The organism is Clostridium neuense (assembly GCF_045310695.1).
GTDB lineage: Bacteria > Bacillota > Clostridia > Clostridiales > Clostridiaceae > Clostridium_S > Clostridium_S neuense.
On the sequence record NZ_JBJIAA010000015.1, the window covers coordinates 1 to 21,572 of the forward strand.

Here is a 21,572-nt window from a genome sequence, read left to right on the forward strand (position 1 = left end):
AATAGAATTTCTTCTATTCAAAAGAATTGCTGGTTCATTATCTTTTCTCTGTTTAATTTTCAAAGTTCAATGTGCTGCACGAGACAGCTTTTACATAATATCATTTTTAATTTGCTCTGTCAACACTTTTTTTTAAGGTTTTTCAGAACTCATTAATTGCTTTCGTCTTGCGACGACGTTTAATATAATAACACGTTTATAACATGATTTTATTTCAATAAATATCATTTTCAAAAGTTATCTTTATAATTCATCACATTCCTCTATATCTCTGATATTTTCTTATAATGATACTCTAGATATAGTTTATTTGTATTTAACACAAAATATAGTTCACAGTACCCGCTATATCATTTACTGTGAACTATAAAATATTAGTTATAAATTATATTTAATTCTCATGCTCATTAGAATATCTATAATATTATCTTAGGGCATTAACTAAACTTTTAAACTTTTTTCCTCTATCTTCAAAGTTAGGAAACATATCAAAACTTGCACATGCAGGAGATAGCGTTACTATGTCCTCTTTTTCTGCTACTTTTCTAGCTGCATCTACAGCTTCCTCAAATGTTTCAGTCATTATGATAGGAATTTTAACTCCTTTTTCTTTTTCGAATTTATCAAACACTTCTTTAATTTTGTATTTAGTATTTCCTACTAATATAAGAGTTTTTATTTTATCATATCCCTTTTCAGCTAAAGGTTCAAATGGTATATGCTTATCGTATCCCCCTGCTATTAATATAACTGGTTTTCCATAAGCATTTAATCCTGAAAGAGTTCTTGTTGGACTTGAAGCTATGGAATCATTATAATATTTTACTCCATCGAGTTCCCTTACAAATTCACGTCTGTGCTCAACTCCCGAAAAAGTTCTTGCAACTTTTTTCATATTTTCTATAGAAACATCGTCACTAACGGCACAAAAAGCAGTCATATAATTTTCTACATTATCCATTCCTTTAATAACTATGTCGTCTTTATCACAGACTTCTTTTCCAAATAGATATAACTTATCATTACTATAATAAGCTCCTTTTTCCACTTTTTCTTTTCTACTAAATAAAAGAACCTTACCTTTAGCTTCTTTTACCATGCCTCTAGTTATATCATTATCCATATTTAACACTAAAGCGTCATTTTCGTTTTGATATCTAAATATATTTTTTTTGGCTTCAATATATTCATTCATGTCTTTGTGTATATCCAAATGATTTGGGCTTAAATTTGTTACAACTGCAACTTCTGGAGATACATCTATAGTCATAAGTTGAAAACTAGAAAGTTCCAATACAACTTTATCAGAAGCTTTAATTTCTTCAATTTTTGAAAACAAAGGAATACCTATGTTTCCTCCAACCCATGCTGTATATCCTTCTTCTTTTAGCATATTATATATTAAAGTAGTAGTTGTTGTTTTTCCATCACTGCCTGTTACTCCAAATATTTTTGCAGGACAATATTTTATAAACTCTTCCATTTCAGAAGTTATATATGCCCCTTCTTCTTTTGCCTTGAGCAATGCTTCACTATCTATTCTCATAGATGGAGTTTTAAATATAACATCAAATCCATTTAATCTACTAAGATAATTTTCTCCAAGTTCTAATTTTACTCCAACTTTTTCAAATTCACTTATAACATCATTACCTAGTTGTTCCTTACTTTTTTTATCAAAAGCAGTTACCTTTGCTCCAAGCTTAACTAAAAAGTGTATCAATGGTCTGTTGCTTATTCCCATACCAACTACTGCTGTTTTTTTGCCAAAAATAAATTGTTTAAATTTTTTAAAATCCTTATTCATTTCTCCATCCTCCTATTTCTAATTTTTTATTATACCACTTTGATATAAAATAAAAAGGAGTTAAAGCTTCTTTAATGTAAATTATAAATAATCAAACTATATTATAACAAAATTCATCAATTTACTTATGTCGAATTTTAATAAATTTAATTATTATAAAAATTTTTGTGTAGGGTATTGAAAAATTAATGAATGTTATGATATAATAAATTTGTGCCGTAAGGAAAACATTAATATAATTCCCCAAGTTTTAATTGAACATATAACATATCCCCATGATTAAACCCTATTTTGCCGGATTTTTGAATCCGGCATTTTTCTTTTTTGATTAAATACTATAAAATAAAACTTAAAGGAAAAGAGCTAATACTCTTTCCCTCTATAATATACTTTGCTTATATTAAAATTCAATTTTTCCTTCTAAAAATTTATCAAGCTCATCTATTTTTAATCTAATTTGATCCATTGTATCTCTATCTCTCAAAGTAACTGATTCATCATTTAGTGTATCAAAATCTACTGTTATGCAGAATGGAGTTCCTATTTCATCTTGTCTTCTGTATCTCTTTCCTATGCTTCCTGCTTCATCGTATTCTATATTAAATTTCTTGCTTAGGTTATCATATACTTCAGAAGCTTTATCTGACAGCTTTTTACTTAATGGTAATACCGCCGCTTTAATTGGAGCTATTGCAGGATGGAAATGAAGCACAGTCCTTTTATCTCCATTTTCAAGTTCTTCTTCATCATAAGCATCAATTAAAAATGCTAATGTTACTCTATCTGCACCTAATGATGGTTCTATAACATATGGGATATACTTCTCATTTGTTACAGGATCAATATAATTCATATCATGACCTGAATGATTCATATGCTGTGTTAAATCATAATCAGTTCTATCCGCTACTCCCCAAAGTTCTCCCCAGCCAAATGGGAACAAATATTCTATATCTGATGTAGCTTTGCTATAAAATACAAGTTCTTCAGGTGCATGATCTCTAAATCTTATATTCTCTTTACTCAATCCTAAGTTAAGTAAGAAGTTCCAAGAATAATCCTTCCAGTAATTGAACCATTCTAAATCAGTTCCTGGTTTACAGAAAAATTCTAATTCCATTTGCTCAAATTCTCTTGTTCTAAAAGTAAAGTTACCTGGAGTTATTTCATTTCTAAATGCTTTTCCTATTTGACCTATTCCAAAAGGTATCTTTTTTCTTGAAGTTCTTTGAGCATTTTTAAAGTTAACAAATATTCCTTGAGCCGTTTCTGGTCTTAAATATATTTCTGACGATGCATCTTCTGTTACTCCTTGAAAGGTTTTAAACATTAAGTTGAATTTTCTTATATCTGTAAAACTTTTAGCTCCACACTTTGGACATACTATTTCATTTTTTTCTATATACTCTTTTAGCTGCTCATTAGTCCATCCATCGGCACTAGCATTTTCTTCTCCCTTAGCTATTAAATCTTCTTCTACTAATTTATCGGCTCTAAATCTTGATTTACACTCTTTACAATCCATAAGTGGGTCTGAAAATCCTCCAATATGGCCAGATGCAACCCAAACTTCTCTATTCATTAAAATAGCACAATCTAATCCAATATTATACTTACTTTCCTGCACAAACTTTTTCCACCATGCTTTTTTTACATTATTCTTAAGTTCTACACCTAAAGGACCATAATCCCATGCATTTGCAAGACCTCCGTATATATCTGAGCCCGGATATACAAATCCTCTACTCTTTGCTAGTGATACTATTTTATCCATAGTCTTTTCAACAGCCATATTACTACCTCCTAAAATTTATCTTTTATTTTTATATACAAAAAAAGCCATCACCTCAAAGGGACGAAATAAAATTCCGCGGTTCCACCCTTTTTGGCAATAGCCCTGCTTTACATTATATTATTACTCCAAAGACTCCACTTCATTATGCACCTTTAACTGTTTTCACCATCCACAGTCTCTCTTAAAAAATACACAACTACTTATCTTTATCATTGTATGAATATTAACTTATCAAAAAATAAAATGGCTCCGCGAAAAGGATTCGAACCTTCAACCTATCGGTTAACAGCCGAGTGCTCCACCGTTGAGCTATCGCGGAATGTTTTGTGTTCTTGCTGACCACGTATATTATTATATCACGCACCAGAAAAAATGCAATAGTTTTTTTAAATTTTTTTATATTTTTTTCTTATTTATATAAATTTTAAAGTAAACTGGGTAATTATTGTCATATAATGCCTAGAAATATCAAGGTTTACACAACATTAGCACTTTACTAGTAAAATTATATAAATATAAATGGAAAGTCATAAACTTTGACTTTCCATTTATATTTATGCTTTTATTATTCTCTGCTTGGGGTTGGTTTCATTGTTGGGAATAGTATTACATCTCTTATAGATGATGCATTAGTTAGGAACATAATAAGTCTATCTATTCCTATTCCAAGTCCACCTGTTGGAGGCATGCCTATTTCCAAAGCATTTATGAAATCATCATCCATCATGTACGCTTCGTCATCGCCAAGCTCTCTTTCTTTAAGCTGCTGTAAAAATCTATCTTTTTGAACTATAGGATCATTTAATTCTGAATAAGCATTGCATATTTCTCTTCCATATATGAAACCTTCAAATCTCTCTGTGAAATCAGGATTTCCTCTCTTCTTCTTAGTAAGTGGTGATATTTCAACTGGATAATCATATACAAATGTAGGCTGCATCATATTCTTTTCACCAAATTCTTCAAAGAATGCATTTAAGATATCACCCTTTGTACAATCCTTGAGTTCTTTCTTAAGCTCTATATGCTTTTCCTTTGCAATTTCTCTTGCTTCCTCATCAGTCTTAATATTATTAAAATCCACTCCAGAATACTCTTTAACTGCATCTACCATAGTTATTCTTCTCCATGGTGGTGCAAAATCTATTTCTGTGTCTTCATAAGTAACCTTAGTAGTTCCATTAACTTTTTCACACACATAGGCAACTAAGTTTTCAGTAAGTTCCATCATATCATTGTAATCAGAAAATGCTTCATATAATTCCATTGCTGTAAACTCTGGATTATGTCTTACATCTATACCTTCATTTCTAAAGTTCTTTCCTATTTCATAAACTCTTTCAAAGCCACCAACAATTAATCTCTTTAAATATAATTCTGTTGCAATTCTAAGATACATATCAATATCAAGAGCATTATGGTGAGTTACAAATGGTTTAGCTGCTGCTCCACCAGCTATTGGAGATAATATAGGAGTTTCAACCTCTAAATAATCTCTGCTATCTAAGTATTCTCTTATGTACTTAATTATAGCTGTTCTCTTTAAAAACGTTTCTCTTACATCTTGATTTATGATTAAATCCACGTATCTTTGTCTATATTTTAAGTCAGGATCCTTAAGTCCATGGAACTTTTCAGGAAGTGGTTTTAGTGATTTAGCTATAAGTTCAAAATCGGTTATATGTAAAGTTATCTCACCAGTCTTTGTTTTAAATACTTTACCTGTAACTGATAAGAAATCTCCCAAATCGAAAGTCTTATATTCTTTCAATTTTTCTTCGCCAACATCATCTATTTTTATATATAACTGTATTTTTCCATATCTATCATATAAATCTGAAAAACCTGCTTTTCCATGAACTCTTTTAGACATAAGTCTTCCAGCAACAGATACTTCTTTTCCTTCGAGTTCATCATAATTATCGCTTATTTGTTTAGCTGTATGTGATCTTTCAACCTTATATACATCAAAAGGATCTTTGCCTTGTTCCTGAAGAGCTGATAATTTTTCTCTTCTTTCCCTTAGAAGATCATTCATTTCAGCCTCAGCCTTTGCTTCAAGCTTTCTCCTCTTAATTTCTTCTTTTGTCAACTGCTTTTCCTCATTTGACATTACTACACCTCCAAATTATCTTGTTATGTCCAATATTTTGTACTTATTCACGCCATCAGGAACTTGAACTTCTATAACATCTCCAACTTTTTTACCTATAAGAGCACTACCAACTGGAGATTCATTTGATATCTTATTTTCCATAGGATCAGCTTCAGCAGAACCTACTATTGAAAATAGAACTTCTTCATCAAATTCGTAATCCATTACTTTAACTTTTGATCCAACACTTACAATATCATTTTTAAGTTCACTTTCATCTATAATCACGGCATTTTTAAGCATGTTTTCTATTTGTGCTATTTTTCCCTCAAGAAATGCCTGATCATTTTTAGCCTCATCATACTCAGAGTTTTCGCTTAAGTCACCAAATGAAAGAGCTAATTTTATCTTTTCAGTTATTTCTTTCCTCTTAGTAGTTTTTAAATACTGTAATTCTTCTTCTAACTTTTTTACTCCTGAATAAGTAATGACATACTTTTTTCCATCACTCATTATAATTCTCCCCTTTACATAAGATTAAAGTCTAAACCCTTATAAATATATTGATTTAAGTAATTATAAAGCAGCCCTTTACTATTGTCAATATTGATTTGTATTTTACAATATATTTATTCCATTTTTAATTTTTAATTACAATATTTATAATAAAATTTGTTTATAATTTTTTAGAACTTCTATTGCCTCTTCACTGGTGCTAGTAGTATTAATTTTGCATTTAATATCTGTACAATTCTTTATTCCCTTTATGTACCATGCTACCTGTTTTCGCATTTCTCTAACAACCTTACCATCATCGTAATATTTTAGCGCAGTTTTATAATGTTTTATGCACATATCTATTTTTTCTGTATCACTTGGGTAAGAATAACTTCCAGTTTTTATATTATCCCTTATCTGATTAAAAATCCATGGGTTTCCGAGTGCTCCTCTTGCAATCATAATCCCATCACAATTTGTTTCATTAATCAATCTAAGTCCAGCTTCTGGAGAAAATACATCTCCATTCCCTATTACAGGAATCCCTACATTTTCTTTTACTTCTTTTATGATATTCCAATCAGCCGTTCCAGTATACATTTGTACAGCCGTTCTCCCATGAACTGTTATAGCATCTGCGCCAGCTTCTTCAATAATCTTTGCAAAATCAACTGCATTTATACTATTTTCATCAAATGCTTTTCTAAATTTAACTGTAACTGGTTTAAATGTGGCCTTTTTTACCTCTTTCACTATCTCCGCTGCCAATTTAGGATTTTTCATAAGTGCTGAACCTTCACCATTTTTTATAATTTTATGTGCAGGACATCCCATATTAATATCGATGATACATATCTTATCATCCTTATTAAAAATTTCACATGCTTTTGCCATAATCAAAGGTTCACTTCCAAAAATTTGAACAGCAGCTCTACCTTCTTCATCTGATATTCTAAACAGCTCTTCAGTTTTTTCGCTTCCGTAATATAGGGCTTTAGCACTTACCATTTCAGTATAAGTAAGACCGCAGCCCATTTCACTGCATATTTTTCTATAGGCAATATCCGTAACACCAGCCATAGGAGCCAAAAATACATTATTTTCAAACTCAAGTCCAGATATTTTCAAAAAATCACCTACTTCTATTTTTTTCATAAATTATTCTAAGTCCTTCTAGTGTAATAAAAGGATTAATAACATCAACTTTATCTGATTCTTCACTTATCAGTTTAGCAAGTCCTCCGGTTGCAACTACAAAAGGCTTTTCTTCTCCTAGTTCAATAAGCTCCCTACTCATTTTTTCTACTATATATTCAACTTGACCTATATACCCATAAACAATACCTGCTTGCATACTAGATACTGTATTTTTGCAGATTAAACTTGGAGTTTTTATAAGCTCTACTCTTGGAAGCTTAGCTGCCCTTTGAAATAAGGCTTCAGAAGATATTCTTACCCCTGGGCATATTGCCCCTCCTAAATAATCTCCATTTTTTCTTACTGCACAAAAGGTCGTAGCTGTTCCAAAGTCTATTATTATAAGAGACCTTTTATACAGTTCGTGAGCAGCTACAGCATTAACTATTCTATCTGCTCCAACTTCTCTAGGATTATCATATTTTATATTTATTCCAGTCTTAACTCCAGGTCCAACTACTATTGGATAAATATCAAAATATTTTCTTATCATATGTTCAAGGGAATACATTACATTAGGAACAACGGAAGAAATTATAGCCCCTTCAACATTGTTTGGCTCAAGTTTATCATGGTAAAAAAGATTTAAAACTTGTATTCCATACTCGTCAGCAGTCCTTGCAGACGTTGTTGCTAGCCTCCATTCAGCCACAAGCTTTTTATCATCATATACTCCTAAAACTATATTTGTATTTCCAACGTCTAAAACCAATATCACAATAATTTACACTCCTTAAAATAAACCGACTATAGAGCCATCCTCAAATATATCCATTTTATTAGCGGCTGGTACTTTAGGAAGTCCTGGCATAGTCATTATATTTCCTGTTTGAACTACTATAAATCCCGCTCCATTAGATACTCTTGCTTCTTTTACAGTTATTTTAAAACCTTCTGGTCTTCCTAAAAGTGCTGGATTATCCGATAATGAATATTGTGTTTTTGCAACACATATAGGTAGTTTATCCAAATTAAACTTTTCTATTTCTTTTATTTGTTTTTGCGCTTGAGGTAAATATTCGACCCCATCAGCTCCATATATTTCCTTAGCTATTATATTCATTTTTTCTTTTATACTAAGTTTTTCATCATATAAGCATTTAAAATTGCTCTTCTCATTTTCAAGTACATCTATTACTTCTTTTGCAAGATCAAGTCCGCCTTCTCCACCTTTTTCCCATACTTCAGTAAGTGCAACTTTAATTCCTAATTTACTGCAGAAATCTTTTATGTATTTAACTTCATCTTCACTATCAGTTATAAATTTGTTTATAGCAACTACTACAGGAACACCGTATTTTTTAATATTTTCAACTTGTTTTTCAAGATTTGAAATACCTTTTTTAAGTGCTTCAACATTAGGTGTGCTTAACTCTGCCTTATCTATACCACCGTGATGTTTAAGTGCTCTTATTGTTGCAACTACAACAACACAATCTGGTTTTAAATTTCCATATCTGCACTTTATATCAAGGAACTTTTCTGCTCCCAAATCCGCACCGAAACCTGCCTCTGTTACAGCATAATCCCCAAGCTTTAATGCCATTTTAGTAGCCAATATACTATTACATCCATGGGCTATGTTAGCAAAAGGTCCTCCATGTATTATTGCTGGAGTATTTTCAAGTGTTTGAACTAAATTAGGTTTTATGGCGTCTTTCATCAAAAGTGCCATTGCTCCTTGAACATTTAAGTCCTTACAGTACACGGGATTTCCATCAAGATCATAAGCAACAAGTATCTTTCCCATTCTCTCTTTTAAATCCATAAGATTATTTGCAAGGCATAGTATAGCCATTATTTCAGATGCCACTGTAATCATAAAGCCATCTTCTCGTGGGAATCCATTAACCTTTCCACCAAGTCCTACAACTATACTTCTAAGCGCTCTATCATTCATGTCCATGACTCGTTTAAATACAATTCTTCTTTGATCTATTCTCAATGCATTTCCTTGATGAATATGATTATCTATAGCAGCACAAAGTAAATTATTTGCTGAAGTTATAGCATGCATATCTCCTGTAAAATGAAGGTTAATATCATCCATTGGTACTACTTGCGCATAACCGCCGCCAGCAGCTCCACCTTTAATTCCAAACACAGGTCCAAGTGATGGTTCTCTTAATGCAATTACAGTATTTTTATTCATTTTACATAGAGCCTCGCCAAGCCCAACAGTTACAGTAGATTTTCCTTCCCCAGCTGGAGTTGGATTTATAGCCGTCACAAGTATTAGCTTTCCATCCTTTTTGTCTTTGTTCCTTTGTAAAACATCAAGTGATATTTTACATTTATATTTACCGTATAAATCAATGTCGTCTTCTGTGAGTCCAATATTATTAGCAATTTTTACTATGGGTTCCATTTTAGCTTCTTGAGCTATTTCAATATCTGTTTTCATAAATAAACACCGCCATTATTCCTATAATATATATTTAACAGCGGAACCTCCCTTCATTATATATGTTTATCAAAAATTACTTTTTAATTATAGCACAATAAACATGAAAAAATAATCTTTCGCAGCATTAAATAAAATTTAAGGGGGCACATTTTTCAAATTTCAAAACCTTTCAACAACTCATTATCATTCAAATAAATTGAAAGGTCTGATCTTTTTAAAATATACCCCCTATGATTTATTAAATTTTATTTAAATTGCTTTCTTACACTATTCTTCATTTGCAGAAAATGGAGAAGTTTTCTTCTCCATTTTACTATACTAGTTTTACTTTTTAAATTTTGTATCACATTAACTATTCTGGAATATCTCTTCAAACTCATCAGCTTCAATTTTTTCTTTTTCAAGAAGGGCTTTTGCAACACCATCAAGCTTTGACATATTTTCCTTAAGCAGCTTTTCAGCTCTCATATATGCATCATCAATGAATCTCTTAATTTCGCTGTCAATCTTAGCTGCAATTTCCTCACTAAAGTTTCTGTTTGTTCCAAGGTCTCTTCCAAGGAAAACTTCATCTTGATCTTTACCAAAACTAATAGTTCCAAGTTCCTCACTCATACCATATTCCATAACCATTTTTCTCGCAATACTTGTTGCTCTTTCTATATCACTTTTAGCTCCAGTACTTATATCTCCGATTACAAGCTTTTCTGCAACTCTTCCTCCAAGAAGACCAACCATCTCGTCAAGCAACTTACTCTTAGACATATAAGAACTATCCTTTTCCGGAAGATGCATTGTATATCCTCCAGCCATACCTCTAGGAATTATACTTACCTGATGAACAGGATCACCATTTGGGAGAAGTCTTCCTAAAACTGCATGGCCGGCTTCATGATAAGCTGTAAGTTTTTTGTCTTCTTCATCTATAACTCTGCTCTTCTTTTCTGGTCCCATTATAACCCTTTTAACTGCTTCTTCAAGTTCAACCATTCCAATTGAATTCTTTTTATCTCTAACAGCTAAAAGTGCTGCCTCATTCATTAAGTTTTCAAGATCGGCTCCTGTAAAACCAGGTGTACTTTTAGCAAGTACATCAAGTTTAATGTCTGGATCAAGCTTTTTATTTTTTGAATGTACTTTTAATACTGCTTCTCTACCTTTTACATCTGGTGCACCTACAAAAACTTGCCTATCAAATCTACCAGGCCTCAAAAGTGCATGATCAAGTATATCTGGTCTATTTGTAGCTGCTATTACAATTATACCTTCGTTTATTCCAAAACCATCCATTTCGACAAGAAGCTGGTTTAGTGTTTGCTCTCTTTCATCATGGCCACCACCAAGTCCTGCACCTCTCTGTCTACCTACAGCATCAATTTCATCTATAAAAACTATGCATGGAGCATTTTTCTTTGCTTGATCAAATAAGTCTCTTACCCTTGAAGCACCAACACCAACAAACATTTCAACAAAATCAGAACCTGATATGCTGAAAAATGGTCTTCCTGCTTCTCCTGAAACAGCCTTAGCAAGTAAAGTTTTTCCTGTTCCTGGTGGTCCTACTAATAAAACTCCTTTAGGTATCCTTGCACCCATTTCCATATACTTCTTAGGCTGCTTTAGAAAGTCAACTACCTCCTCAAGCTCTGCCTTTTCCTCATCGGCACCTGCAACATCCTCAAAGGTTACTCGTTTTTTCATATCATCTGGTGATGTCATTCTAGCTTTGCTTTTTCCAAAGCCCATAACACCTTTTCCTCCACCACCTTGGGCTTGCTGCATAAACATTACCCAAATCACTACCATCATCAATATAAGCAGTATATTAGGTATCCAACCAAACCAAGCTGGAACATTTGTTGGAGGTACATAAGACTCTTCAACCTCTCCATTATTAGGATGATCTGAAAGAAATTGATCTAGTCTTTCAAGTGGCACAACTGTTTCAAAAGTTCTTCCATCTTTTAGCTTTCCATCAACTGTCATCTTATCATCTTTCATTTGGAAGCTCTTTATATTATTTTGAGTATATTCTTTCTGAAATTCATTAAAACTTATTACATTGCTGCTCTTTCCTTGTTGGGACAAAGCAAACACAGCAACAATAAACAATATAATTGCTACAATCCATATCGTAGCACTAGAAATTTTTTTCAATCTAGGCCCCCCTCTCTATATGTATAGTTAGTTATTTAAAGATTGTATCACAACGTATTTTTGTTTACAATAAAATATATATTAATTATTTATAAATTTCTTCCTTTAAAATACCTATGTAAGGTAAATTTCTATATTTTTCAGCATAATCAAGTCCATATCCAACTAAAAAATAATCAGGAACTTCAAAGCCTACATATTTTACATATATATCAGCCTTCCTCCTTTCTGGCTTATTTAAAAGTGTTGTTATTTCTACACTATTTGGATTCTTTGCTCTAAGATACTTTTGAAGATATTTAAGAGTAATTCCTGAATCTATTATATCCTCTACTATTAATACATCTTTTCCTTCAATACTAGCATCTAGATCTTTTAATATTTTTACCACTCCTGATGAAGTTGTGGAATTACCATAGCTTGATACTGACATAAAATCCATTGTACACGGAATATCTATTTCTTTAGCAAGATTAGCCATATACATTACTGAACCCTTCAGTACTCCTATAAGTATAAGATCTTTTTCTTTATAGTCTCTACTTATATTGTTACCAATTTCTTTGATTTTCTTACTTATTTGTTCCTCATCAATTAATATTTTTTCAATGTCTTCCCTCATTAGTTATCCTCTCTTTCAACCTTTATTTTTAAAATTGTTTTTGTTTGATCATCTATTTTAAAGTCCTCGCTTATTTTATGCCCTACAATCCATGCTATTTCATTGCCAAAGCATATAAGAGGAATTTTTATCCTATCTTCACGTGGAATTTTAAGATTGATAAATATATCCTTAAGCTTTTTAAATGATTTCATACCAAGTGGTTTAAATTTATCACCATCGTTCCTATATCTTATGCTTATATTTGTTCCTACTTTATTAGCATCAAAATATTTTACATAATCATCCTGTTTAAGCTTTATATCAGTTTTGCTTTCTAGCAAAGTAACCTCAAATTTGAATCCATTAAACGATATTACATGTGAATTTTCTATGCTTGCCTCATATATTTTTTTATTATCAATAATATCATTACTTTTAACTTCAAAACAAATATCCCCATAATTATTGTGTGCAACAATATTATTAGGGAGATTAACCTTCTTACCAGTTCCTACCTGCTGAATATGAATTATATCCTCTACATGTTTCTTTTCAATATTATACACATTTCCAGTAAGCTCACTAATAGCTCTTCTTATCATTCTTGATAAAACAGCTTCATGTTCACAAAAAGCTTCCTTTTTTATTATAATATTTTTTTCATCTAGATAACAATAACTATCGTATTTTTTATTTGCAATTTTTTGCATATAATCATTATCAATACTTACAATGTCACCTAATCTATTTAAAGCTGCCACGACATCCTCATTAAAATTATTCATTATGTAAGGTATTAAATCTAGCCTTATTTTATTCCTAGTATATAATCTCTCAAGATTTGTTTTATCTATTCTTGGAGAAATTTTATTATCCAAACAATATTTTTCTATATCATTTCTACTTGTATTTATAAGCGGTCTTACAAAGACTTCATCTCTCATAGGCTTTATACCTACCATTCCATCAAGTCCAGTACCCCTTATTATTCTCATGAGTATTGTTTCCGCCCTATCATTTGCATTATGCGCAATTGCTATCTTGTTACCTCGAAACTTTTCCATTACCTCTTCAAAAAAATCATACCTTGCCTCTCTTCCTGCAAGTTCACTAGATAATTTTTTTTCTTTAGCAAGCTTATTTATATCTACCCTTTTAACATAAAAATCTACATTTAATTCTTCGCAGAACCTTCTTACAAATTCTTCATCTGCATCGGCCTCGGCTCCTCTCAAGCAATGATTAACATGGGCCGCACAAATTTCCATGTCAAATTTACTCTTAATGGAGTTTAAAAGATGAAGAAGGCATATGGAGTCAGGGCCTCCGGAAACAGCCACTACAACTCTGTCGCCTTTATTAAACATAGAATTTTTCTCTATAGTTTCTATAACCTTATCTATCAAAAATAACACTCCCACACTCTAGTTGACAATTAATAGTGGATAGCTTGAGGTTAACAGTTGAAAAGTTTTACAGTTTTCAGTATAAAAAACAAATAACTTTCAACCTCTAATCATCAACTGTACTCTGTAAATTGATTAAGATATAAAATATCATTATTTGCAAAACTGTAGTAGTTGCAGTTTTAATCTTTCATGTAATTATCAATGCATATTGCTTTACTATTATACCACAATTTTTTAAAATTACTTTATAATATTAATACAAATTATATACCTTATTTACTATTACTGTCATATCATCTTCTGCCTTTCCACTACAAAATTCCAATGCCTTATTCATAATTATTTCTGCAAGTTCTTTAGGTTTAGATCCATCGCATTTACTTAGGAAATCTACAATCCACTTAGATTCCCCCTTATCCTCTTTTTTACAATCCATTACACCATCACTTATCATCACTATTACATCACCATTTTGTACGCTCTTGCTAGTAACCTGGATATCTGCTTTATCAAGTACACCAATTGGCAAGGTCTTGGAATTAATTACTTGAACCTTATTTTTACGCTTTATAAAGCTATTAACTCCTCCAACCTTCAAAAATTCTGTGCTACCAGAATAAAGGTCTATGTTGCACAAATCAACTGTCGAAAATTTTTCATCCTCATTAAATTTAAGTGTCATAATAGAATTAACAGCATTTATAGCGGTATTTTGGCTAAGACCAGCAGTTGTAAACTTTTCTATCAAATCCACAACAGCTTTACTTTCACGCTGAGCCTGAGGTCCATAGCCCATACCATCACTTATCATTACCATATAATTACCGTCTTTCATTTTGCCAAAGCTATAGCTATCTCCATTTTGTTTTTCACCATCTTTGCAAACTCTACTAACATATGAAGCTACATAGTACTTAGGAGTTTCCTCAAATACTACGGTACATAAATTATTTTCAGGAGATATACTGCATCCATCATCCCCGACACACATAATTTTTTCTACAGATCTATTTATAATAGGCAGTACATCCTTAACACAAATTTGTCTTCCTCCACATGCCCTCATTGTCATTTTTATTATTAATTTTCCATTTTTAGAATTTAAACATATCAAATCCTTAAACTCAATATTGTTTTTGCTTAAAATCTTTATTAGTTTTCTTTCCATATCACTGTTGAATTTTAATTCACTTTTAAATTCGGCTAATATCTCTTTAATGGAGCCTCCCATATTATTTATCTGTGATGACATAATTTCTCTTCCCTTGCTCAGCTGCATCCTCCACATTTCATTAATGATATAATTATTAACTATATCTTCAGTGTTTTTAATAAGCGATGTTCTTTTTACACATTTCTTTTCTATTTCTTTAGGCAATTTAAAAATATTATTTTGATAATTTTGGATAAGCTCTTCAAATGCTGCATAAGTATAATAAGTTTCTCTCTTCCAACATATACTTCGCATGTTACAGCTGCCGCAAACCCTATCTGCAAGATTTTCAATAAGTCCACAGCTCTTAGTTTTAAGTGCAAGTTTATCGTTATCTGCTAAATTATTTAATATATTTGACATAGTAAACAAAACTTCCGAGAAATTATCAAGCCTACTCACAAAAACACCTTTTATTTTGTCAATATAATTATCATTTATAATTTCCTGCTTTTCATCCCAGTTAATTTCTTTTCTAATTTTTTCATAAATCTTATCTGGCACTGCAAAAAATATACCACAAGTTAAAAAAACTTCTATAAAATTTAAATCTCCATGATTTTTGCAATATAAAATTAATATAGAAAGAATAATAACATATGACAAACCTGATGTTAATTTGCCTGATTCCTTAAAAACACCAACGATTAGTGCAGCTATACCAAATATACTTATATATATAAGAATATTATCTGTGTTCATTCCAACTATAGCCCCTAGTGCTATACCAGATGCTGCTCCTACTGCACTTCCACTTACATATGCTAAAATCAATATAAAAAACATCGATAATGTGTTTCTTATTGATACATTAAAAAGAACAGCTCCCTTGGTTCCAGAAATAGCAATAGAAATCGTTACCGCCATACTTATTATTTCTTCATTAGAAAAAAGATGTCTAGAGTTAATATTCTCAAAGCATATAATAGAATAGTTGAGAATATAATATAATGACACTGTGCAAGCAGTTTGTATTAATGAAAATAAAAAGGCTGACTCTGCTGTCAAATTTAAAATCAAAAGTTTAAAAATAGTAAACTCTATAAAAATAGTAAAAAACATAAAGATTAACCTTTTAACTTTTGAAATTTTACTTAAAGCAAAAGCTGTAACACTCATAATTAAAATAGATATTATATACATATGAAAATCTTTAAGCTCACTGTGAATAGAAATATATCCAAGTGCAGATGAAATACATGATATTGCACCTACCCTTTTATCAACCTTAAAATTTAAAATTACCATTATAAAAGCAATTCCAAATGGAGCCATAGAATCAACAATTACAACTCTACTTATAAAAAATGAACTAACTACAAATAGCATAAGCTTTATAATAAATATTTTATTTATATTGTTAACTTTAGTGTCTTTCTTGCTTTCTTTAGAAACTCTCTCATAGGTTAATACATTGCTATCGTACTGCATTCTAACATCCACCACCCATAACAAACAATTTAAATTAATTATAGCAAAGCCTTCTGGAAATGTTTGTCAATTGGTGTTTATTAAAAAAGTTTTTTTTAAGACATTTATCCCTACAATACTTATTTACTTATTTTTACTATATATAAAATACTATAACTTTACATTATGAGTACGCATACTTTTTTATTTTCACATTTCACTTTTTTTATAACGTTATGTACAAAATTTCATATTTTAAACATGCAATATTAACATACAAAAAATTAATAAAGCATTTTAAAAAAAACAAAAAGGCTGTTTTATTCAAACAGCCTTTGGTAGCGGAAATAGGACTTGAACCTACGACACTTCGGGTATGAACCGAATGCTCTAGCCAGCTGAGCTATTCCGCCATAATGGTTGCGGGGACAGGACTTGAACCTATGACCTTCGGGTTATGAGCCCGACGAGCTACCAACTGCTCCACCCCGCGATATATATGGTGCCGAAGACCGGAATCGAACCGGTACGATGTGATTAGCATCGCAGGATTTTAAGTCCTGTGCGTCTGCCAGTTCCGCCACTTCGGCATTGTCAAAACTAATGGTTGCGGGGACAGGACTTGAACCTATGACCTTCGGGTTATGAGCCCGACGAGCTACCAACTGCTCCACCCCGCGATATATGTGGTGCCGAAGACCGGAATCGAACCGGTACGGTGTGATTAGCACCGCAGGATTTTAAGTCCTGTGCGTCTGCCAGTTCCGCCACTTCGGCATGCCACTCATCAGCGACAGTATTTATTATATATGATACCCACACTATTGTCAACAATAATTTAAAACTTTTTTGTTTATTTATTAAAAAACTTAAAACTACCTTAAATTCACTTCTTCAAAATATAAGAGATAACTAGTAAATTAGGCATTTTTATCATCAAATGATTTTTTAATTTAAACAAAATTTAAGAGGGTTATTAAAGATAAACAACATTGAAACCTCAATAGTTACAGCATTTTACCCATAAACCCTCTTAAACTAAAATTACAAACTCATCTTAACTACTTGAATTTTTTCTATATCCTCTTGCTCTAGAATCTTGATGCTTCTTTAAATCTTGAAATTTTTCTTCACTGTCTTTTAAAAACTTTGATAACTTATCCTCAAAGTTTACAGTTGGCTGAGGCTTACCTTTCTTTGCCCAATCTATCTCAATTGGTCTTGCTGATTTCTTAGGTGCAGAAGCTTGCTTTATCGACAAACTTATTTTTCCATTGTCATCTACGGAAAGAACTTTAACCTTTACTTTATCTTTTTCCTTTAAATATTCTCTTATATCCTTAACAAATGAATCTGCCACCTCGGATATATGAACAAGTCCAGTTTTTCCATCTACTTCAACAAAAGCTCCAAAATTGGTGATATTAACAACAGTACCTTCTAAAATACTTCCTGCCTTTAAGGTCATATTAAAAAGACTCCTCCTTGATTATATATATTGTGTATGTTAATTATAATTTATTAAACTATTTGTGTTTTTCACTTGAATCTATTACAGGAGTTTCGCCTTGTTTTATAAGACCTAATCTTTCTCTTGCGAGCTTTTCAGTATACTTATCAGTCTTAGTAAGTTTAATTTCATCCTGTAACTTTCTATTCTCAATGCTGAGTTTATCTACAGTCTTTTGCTTAGCTTTTATATCATCTTTAATTCTTGACATAGTAAGCTGTTGATTAACAAATATATATCCTATATTTATAACGAGAACTACAAGTATTATAATTTTTATTTTTGATTTCCTTCTCATAAATAAAACTCTCCTCTAGAGTAAAAACTTTAATACCCATATATACATTTTAAAAGCTTTTTCAAATTTATTCAAGATATTTATTTAGTAATTTTTATTTTTTATTTAAGAATATTGATTCAAAAATGAAAATTATAAAATTTATGGTAATCCTCGTAATTTTCATTAACTTTCTTAATATACTATCTACGATTTTTACATAACCTTTACTTATTACCTTGGCATAAAAAATTATTCCTAATATCATAAATGCATATACATAAATATTTATGTAAGCTTCATTTGTGTACAATAAGAATGCAAATACAATTAATGCACACAAGATAAGAAATATTATATCCTGTATAAAAACAAGTATCCTGCCTACCTTTTTTATATTTCTTATAACCCTGTACAAATCAAAAAGTCCTGCAACTACAATTCCTGCTATGAAATTGCATAATAAAAAAACAAACTGACCGTATATAGTCAAAACCATAATTTTTCACCTATTTAAACAATCTTGATAAGATGCTATCTTTATTATGCTTATCCTCGTTGCTATTATATACGCAGGAATTTATTATACCGATTATAATTATATCTCCGTTTTGTACATCTAATTTATTCATTTTAAGTTCTCTTCCCTTAATAACAAGCGAGCCTACATTGGTATTAAGTATAATTTGCTCATCATTAAAACTAACAACTTCGCTTACACCTGTAAGTAAAAGCTTTCTTCTATTCTCTATGGTCATAAGACTTTTCTTATTATTATCAGTATTTGATTCTTTTTTTGATTCCATAACAGATTACCTCCTACTCTACTTTTTAATATATATGTAGAATAGATGGAAGTTATAACCTAAATTTCTTCACCTGATATTACTTCATACATTTGTTTTGCTTCTTCTTTAAGTACATGATTTGAAATGTTCAAAATTTTAGCCTTTAATACTTTTGAAGCATATCTAATTTCTATTATATCCTCTTCCTTTACCTCTGTACTTGGTTTTGCAACCTTCCCATTAATAGATACTCTTCCACTCTCACAGGCTTCTTTGGCAACAGTTCTTCTTTTTATTATTCTTGAAATCTTTAAGTATTTATCTAATCTCATTTTTTCCTCCTAATGGTTATTATATGATTTAAACAAATATTCAGTGAGTCTATATTTAATTCAGTTCATAACACATAACAAAAGATAATAGGCTTCGCCCAAACCCCGTGTATTATACCGAGTGCTTTATCCTCGTTATAGAAGGATAATGGGCTTCGCCCAAACCCCGTGTAAGATTAACTTAAAAATCCCGGATAAACCGGGATTTTTAATTTGTAACTAATTTATTATTTATTTACTCTCTCTTTAAATTCTTTTCCTGCTTTAAATACTGGTACAGTAGAAGCTGGTATTGTTATTTCTTCTTTTGATCTTGGGTTTCTACCCTTTCTTTCTGCTCTTTCTCTAGTTTCAAAAGTTCCAAATCCAACTAATTGAACTTTCTCGTTCTTTTCTAGAGATTCTTCAATACTTTCTATAAATGCTTTTAATGCTGTCTCTGCATCCTTCTTAGTTAAATTTCCTTTTTCTGCTATACTAGCTATTAATTCTGCCTTATTCACTTTTGTTACCTCCTTAAATTTTAAGAGTATGCTTAACTATACATTAGCATATTCTGCATAAATTATAAAAATCCTTCTTTCGAAAGATATTTTTATTGAATTTTGTCTTTTTTAATTGATTTAACTTCATCCCAAAGTTTATTCATTTGCTTTAAGGTCATGTCCTCTAATTTTAACTTTTGGTTAAAAGCTTCGTTTTCTATGTACTCAAAGCGTTTTATAAATTTATCTATAGTATAATTTAATGCAAATTCACTGTCAATGTCAAGAAATCTAGCAACATTTACTACAGAAAATATTAAATCTCCAACTTCTTCTAGTATTCTATCCTTTTTGTCACCTTTATATTCACATTTTACTTCACTAAGTTCTTCTAAAACCTTGTTAAATGCACATTCAATATTGTCCAAATCAAATCCAACCTTGGCAGCTTTTCTTTGAACTTTATCTGCTCTCATAAGTGAAGGTAAAATTTTAGGAACATGCCTTAATTCATCTGTATAAGATTTCAATCCTTGCTCATCTTTCTTTATTTCATCCCACTTTTTAATTACTTCTGAAGATGTTTCACAATTTGAATCTCCAAATACATGAGGATGCCTATATATCATTTTATTGCATATACCTGATATTACATCATTAATATTATACATTCCTTCTTCTTTTCCAAGCTGAGCATGAAAAACTATTTGAAAGAGAACGTCTCCAAGTTCTTCAATTATAGCATTATCATCATTTTTCTCAATTGCTTCAACAACCTCATAACTTTCTTCAATCATAGCTTTTTTTATGGATTCATGAGTTTGCTCTCTATCCCATGGACAGCCTTCATTACTTCTAAGTTTATCCATAATACCAAGTAAATCATAAAAGTCTTTGTTATTTTCTATATCTCTTGGTATATATACAGAGGTCAAATAATCTATGTCCTCTTGTCTATCAAGTTCATACAACGGCATGGTCCTTATGCTTTCCATACCCTTTACCCCTGCTGCTCTTATAAAGCATATCTCTGTATCATCATTATAGTACTCAAGCAGTGCAAGCTTTACATCTGAAGCAATAAACTTATTATATACCTGCGTTATTATTAAACCTATTCTTTTATCCAAAATTTGATTTTTCATATCAAACGCATCTATTATTTTTAATCCTTTAACAGGATCAATTTGAAGTCTTTCCATAACAACATCAATAAAACTAACTGCTGGAAGTACTTCTGCTTGTATACCCTGTTCTTTACAGAGCTTTAATAGTATCTCAACAGACTTTTCTGCAACAAGAGGATGCCCTGGAACTGCATAAACTATTTCTTCAGCTTTAGAATACTTTTTTATTATATCTTCTGCTATAGAGTTATACACATCATCAAAGCTTTCACTTTTTTCATACTTTTCATCATAAGTTTGAAATTTTATGCCCATTTCTTTTAAATACTTTACTGTAGGATGTTTTTCCGTTCTTAGAATAACATTACTGCTGTTTTTTAATAGTTCTAAAGTACCAAAAGTAATTGCATCCTTTGATCCAGGTCCAAGTCCAACAATTTTAATCACTAAACCTTCTACCT

18 protein-coding genes and 6 tRNA genes are annotated in these 21,572 nt (G+C 31.1%); all 24 read right to left on the reverse strand.

Annotated features, from left to right (window positions below; genetic code table 11):
• Positions 1-424 precede the first annotated feature (424 nt).
• The 24 genes from murD to yabN all read right to left on the reverse strand — a co-directional run bounded on the left by murD (position 425) and on the right by yabN (position 21,558).
• Positions 425-1,807: a UDP-N-acetylmuramoyl-L-alanine--D-glutamate ligase gene (murD, locus tag ACJDT4_RS16930; RefSeq protein WP_406788770.1), complete on the reverse strand. Its 1,383-nt coding sequence runs from the start codon at positions 1,805-1,807 to the stop codon at positions 425-427.
• Positions 1,808-2,207: 400 nt separating this feature from the next.
• Positions 2,208-3,599, reverse strand: a complete 1,392-nt coding sequence (locus ACJDT4_RS16935; RefSeq protein ID WP_406788771.1) for a glycine--tRNA ligase — start codon at positions 3,597-3,599, stop codon at positions 2,208-2,210.
• 247 nt (positions 3,600-3,846) lie between these two features.
• Positions 3,847-3,921: transfer RNA gene (locus tag ACJDT4_RS16940), tRNA-Asn, on the reverse strand.
• 246 nt (positions 3,922-4,167) lie between these two features.
• Entirely contained in the window at positions 4,168-5,715 is a 1,548-nt protein-coding gene (gene lysS, locus ACJDT4_RS16945; RefSeq protein WP_406788772.1) for a lysine--tRNA ligase, read from the reverse strand.
• Between the two features lie 15 nt (positions 5,716-5,730).
• On the reverse strand, positions 5,731-6,210 hold the full coding sequence (gene greA / locus ACJDT4_RS16950; protein WP_406788773.1) for a transcription elongation factor GreA: 480 nt from the start codon (positions 6,208-6,210) through the stop codon (positions 5,731-5,733).
• Positions 6,211-6,357: 147 nt separating this feature from the next.
• Complete coding sequence (gene dusB / locus ACJDT4_RS16955; protein ID WP_406788893.1) at positions 6,358-7,323, reverse strand: tRNA dihydrouridine synthase DusB; 966 nt, start codon at positions 7,321-7,323, stop codon at positions 6,358-6,360.
• 4 nt (positions 7,324-7,327) lie between these two features.
• Positions 7,328-8,110 carry a type III pantothenate kinase gene (locus tag ACJDT4_RS16960; protein ID WP_406788774.1) on the reverse strand — a complete coding sequence of 261 codons (783 nt, stop codon included), beginning with the start codon at positions 8,108-8,110 and terminating at the stop codon, positions 7,328-7,330.
• A gap of 15 nt (positions 8,111-8,125) precedes the next feature.
• Positions 8,126-9,796: a formate--tetrahydrofolate ligase gene (locus ACJDT4_RS16965; protein WP_406788775.1), complete on the reverse strand. Its 1,671-nt coding sequence runs from the start codon at positions 9,794-9,796 to the stop codon at positions 8,126-8,128.
• A gap of 351 nt (positions 9,797-10,147) precedes the next feature.
• Complete coding sequence (ftsH, locus tag ACJDT4_RS16970) at positions 10,148-11,956, reverse strand: ATP-dependent zinc metalloprotease FtsH (protein ID WP_406788776.1); 1,809 nt, start codon at positions 11,954-11,956, stop codon at positions 10,148-10,150.
• 85 nt (positions 11,957-12,041) lie between these two features.
• Positions 12,042-12,578: a hypoxanthine phosphoribosyltransferase gene (hpt, locus tag ACJDT4_RS16975; RefSeq protein ID WP_406788777.1), complete on the reverse strand. Its 537-nt coding sequence runs from the start codon at positions 12,576-12,578 to the stop codon at positions 12,042-12,044.
• On the reverse strand, positions 12,578-13,966 hold the full coding sequence (gene tilS / locus ACJDT4_RS16980; protein WP_406788778.1) for a tRNA lysidine(34) synthetase TilS: 1,389 nt from the start codon (positions 13,964-13,966) through the stop codon (positions 12,578-12,580). Before tilS ends, hpt begins: the two co-directional genes overlap by 1 nt.
• A 256-nt stretch (positions 13,967-14,222) precedes the next feature.
• The gene (gene spoIIE, locus ACJDT4_RS16985; protein ID WP_406788779.1) at positions 14,223-16,613 is read right to left on the reverse strand and encodes a stage II sporulation protein E; all 2,391 of its coding nucleotides are present in this window, start codon (positions 16,611-16,613) and stop codon (positions 14,223-14,225) included.
• A gap of 315 nt (positions 16,614-16,928) precedes the next feature.
• A tRNA-Met gene (locus ACJDT4_RS16990) sits at positions 16,929-17,005 on the reverse strand.
• A gap of 4 nt (positions 17,006-17,009) precedes the next feature.
• A tRNA-Met gene (locus tag ACJDT4_RS16995) sits at positions 17,010-17,085 on the reverse strand.
• A gap of 7 nt (positions 17,086-17,092) precedes the next feature.
• Positions 17,093-17,182, reverse strand: a tRNA-Leu gene (locus ACJDT4_RS17000).
• A 14-nt stretch (positions 17,183-17,196) separates the two neighbouring features.
• Positions 17,197-17,272: transfer RNA gene (locus tag ACJDT4_RS17005), tRNA-Met, on the reverse strand.
• 7 nt (positions 17,273-17,279) lie between these two features.
• Positions 17,280-17,369: transfer RNA gene (locus tag ACJDT4_RS17010), tRNA-Leu, on the reverse strand.
• Between the two features lie 280 nt (positions 17,370-17,649).
• A complete protein-coding gene (locus ACJDT4_RS17015) occupies positions 17,650-18,060 on the reverse strand; it encodes a S1 domain-containing RNA-binding protein (protein WP_406788780.1) in 411 nt (136 codons plus the stop codon).
• 58 nt (positions 18,061-18,118) lie between these two features.
• A complete protein-coding gene (locus tag ACJDT4_RS17020; protein WP_406788781.1) occupies positions 18,119-18,400 on the reverse strand; it encodes an FtsB family cell division protein in 282 nt (93 codons plus the stop codon).
• A gap of 94 nt (positions 18,401-18,494) precedes the next feature.
• Positions 18,495-18,878 (reverse strand): spore cortex biosynthesis protein YabQ, encoded by a 384-nt coding sequence (yabQ, locus tag ACJDT4_RS17025; protein ID WP_406788782.1) that lies wholly within the window; start codon positions 18,876-18,878, stop codon positions 18,495-18,497.
• 10 nt (positions 18,879-18,888) lie between these two features.
• Entirely contained in the window at positions 18,889-19,185 is a 297-nt protein-coding gene (gene yabP, locus ACJDT4_RS17030) for a sporulation protein YabP (protein ID WP_406788783.1), read from the reverse strand.
• Positions 19,186-19,244: 59 nt separating this feature from the next.
• On the reverse strand, positions 19,245-19,499 hold the full coding sequence (locus ACJDT4_RS17035; RefSeq protein ID WP_406788784.1) for an RNA-binding S4 domain-containing protein: 255 nt from the start codon (positions 19,497-19,499) through the stop codon (positions 19,245-19,247).
• A gap of 227 nt (positions 19,500-19,726) precedes the next feature.
• The gene (locus tag ACJDT4_RS17040; RefSeq protein ID WP_479723307.1) at positions 19,727-20,032 is read right to left on the reverse strand and encodes an HU family DNA-binding protein; all 306 of its coding nucleotides are present in this window, start codon (positions 20,030-20,032) and stop codon (positions 19,727-19,729) included.
• Between the two features lie 62 nt (positions 20,033-20,094).
• Positions 20,095-21,558, reverse strand: coding sequence for a bifunctional methyltransferase/pyrophosphohydrolase YabN (yabN, locus tag ACJDT4_RS17045; RefSeq protein ID WP_406788785.1), 1,464 nt, complete (start codon positions 21,556-21,558; stop codon positions 20,095-20,097).
• Between the last annotated feature and the right edge of the window lie 14 nt (positions 21,559-21,572).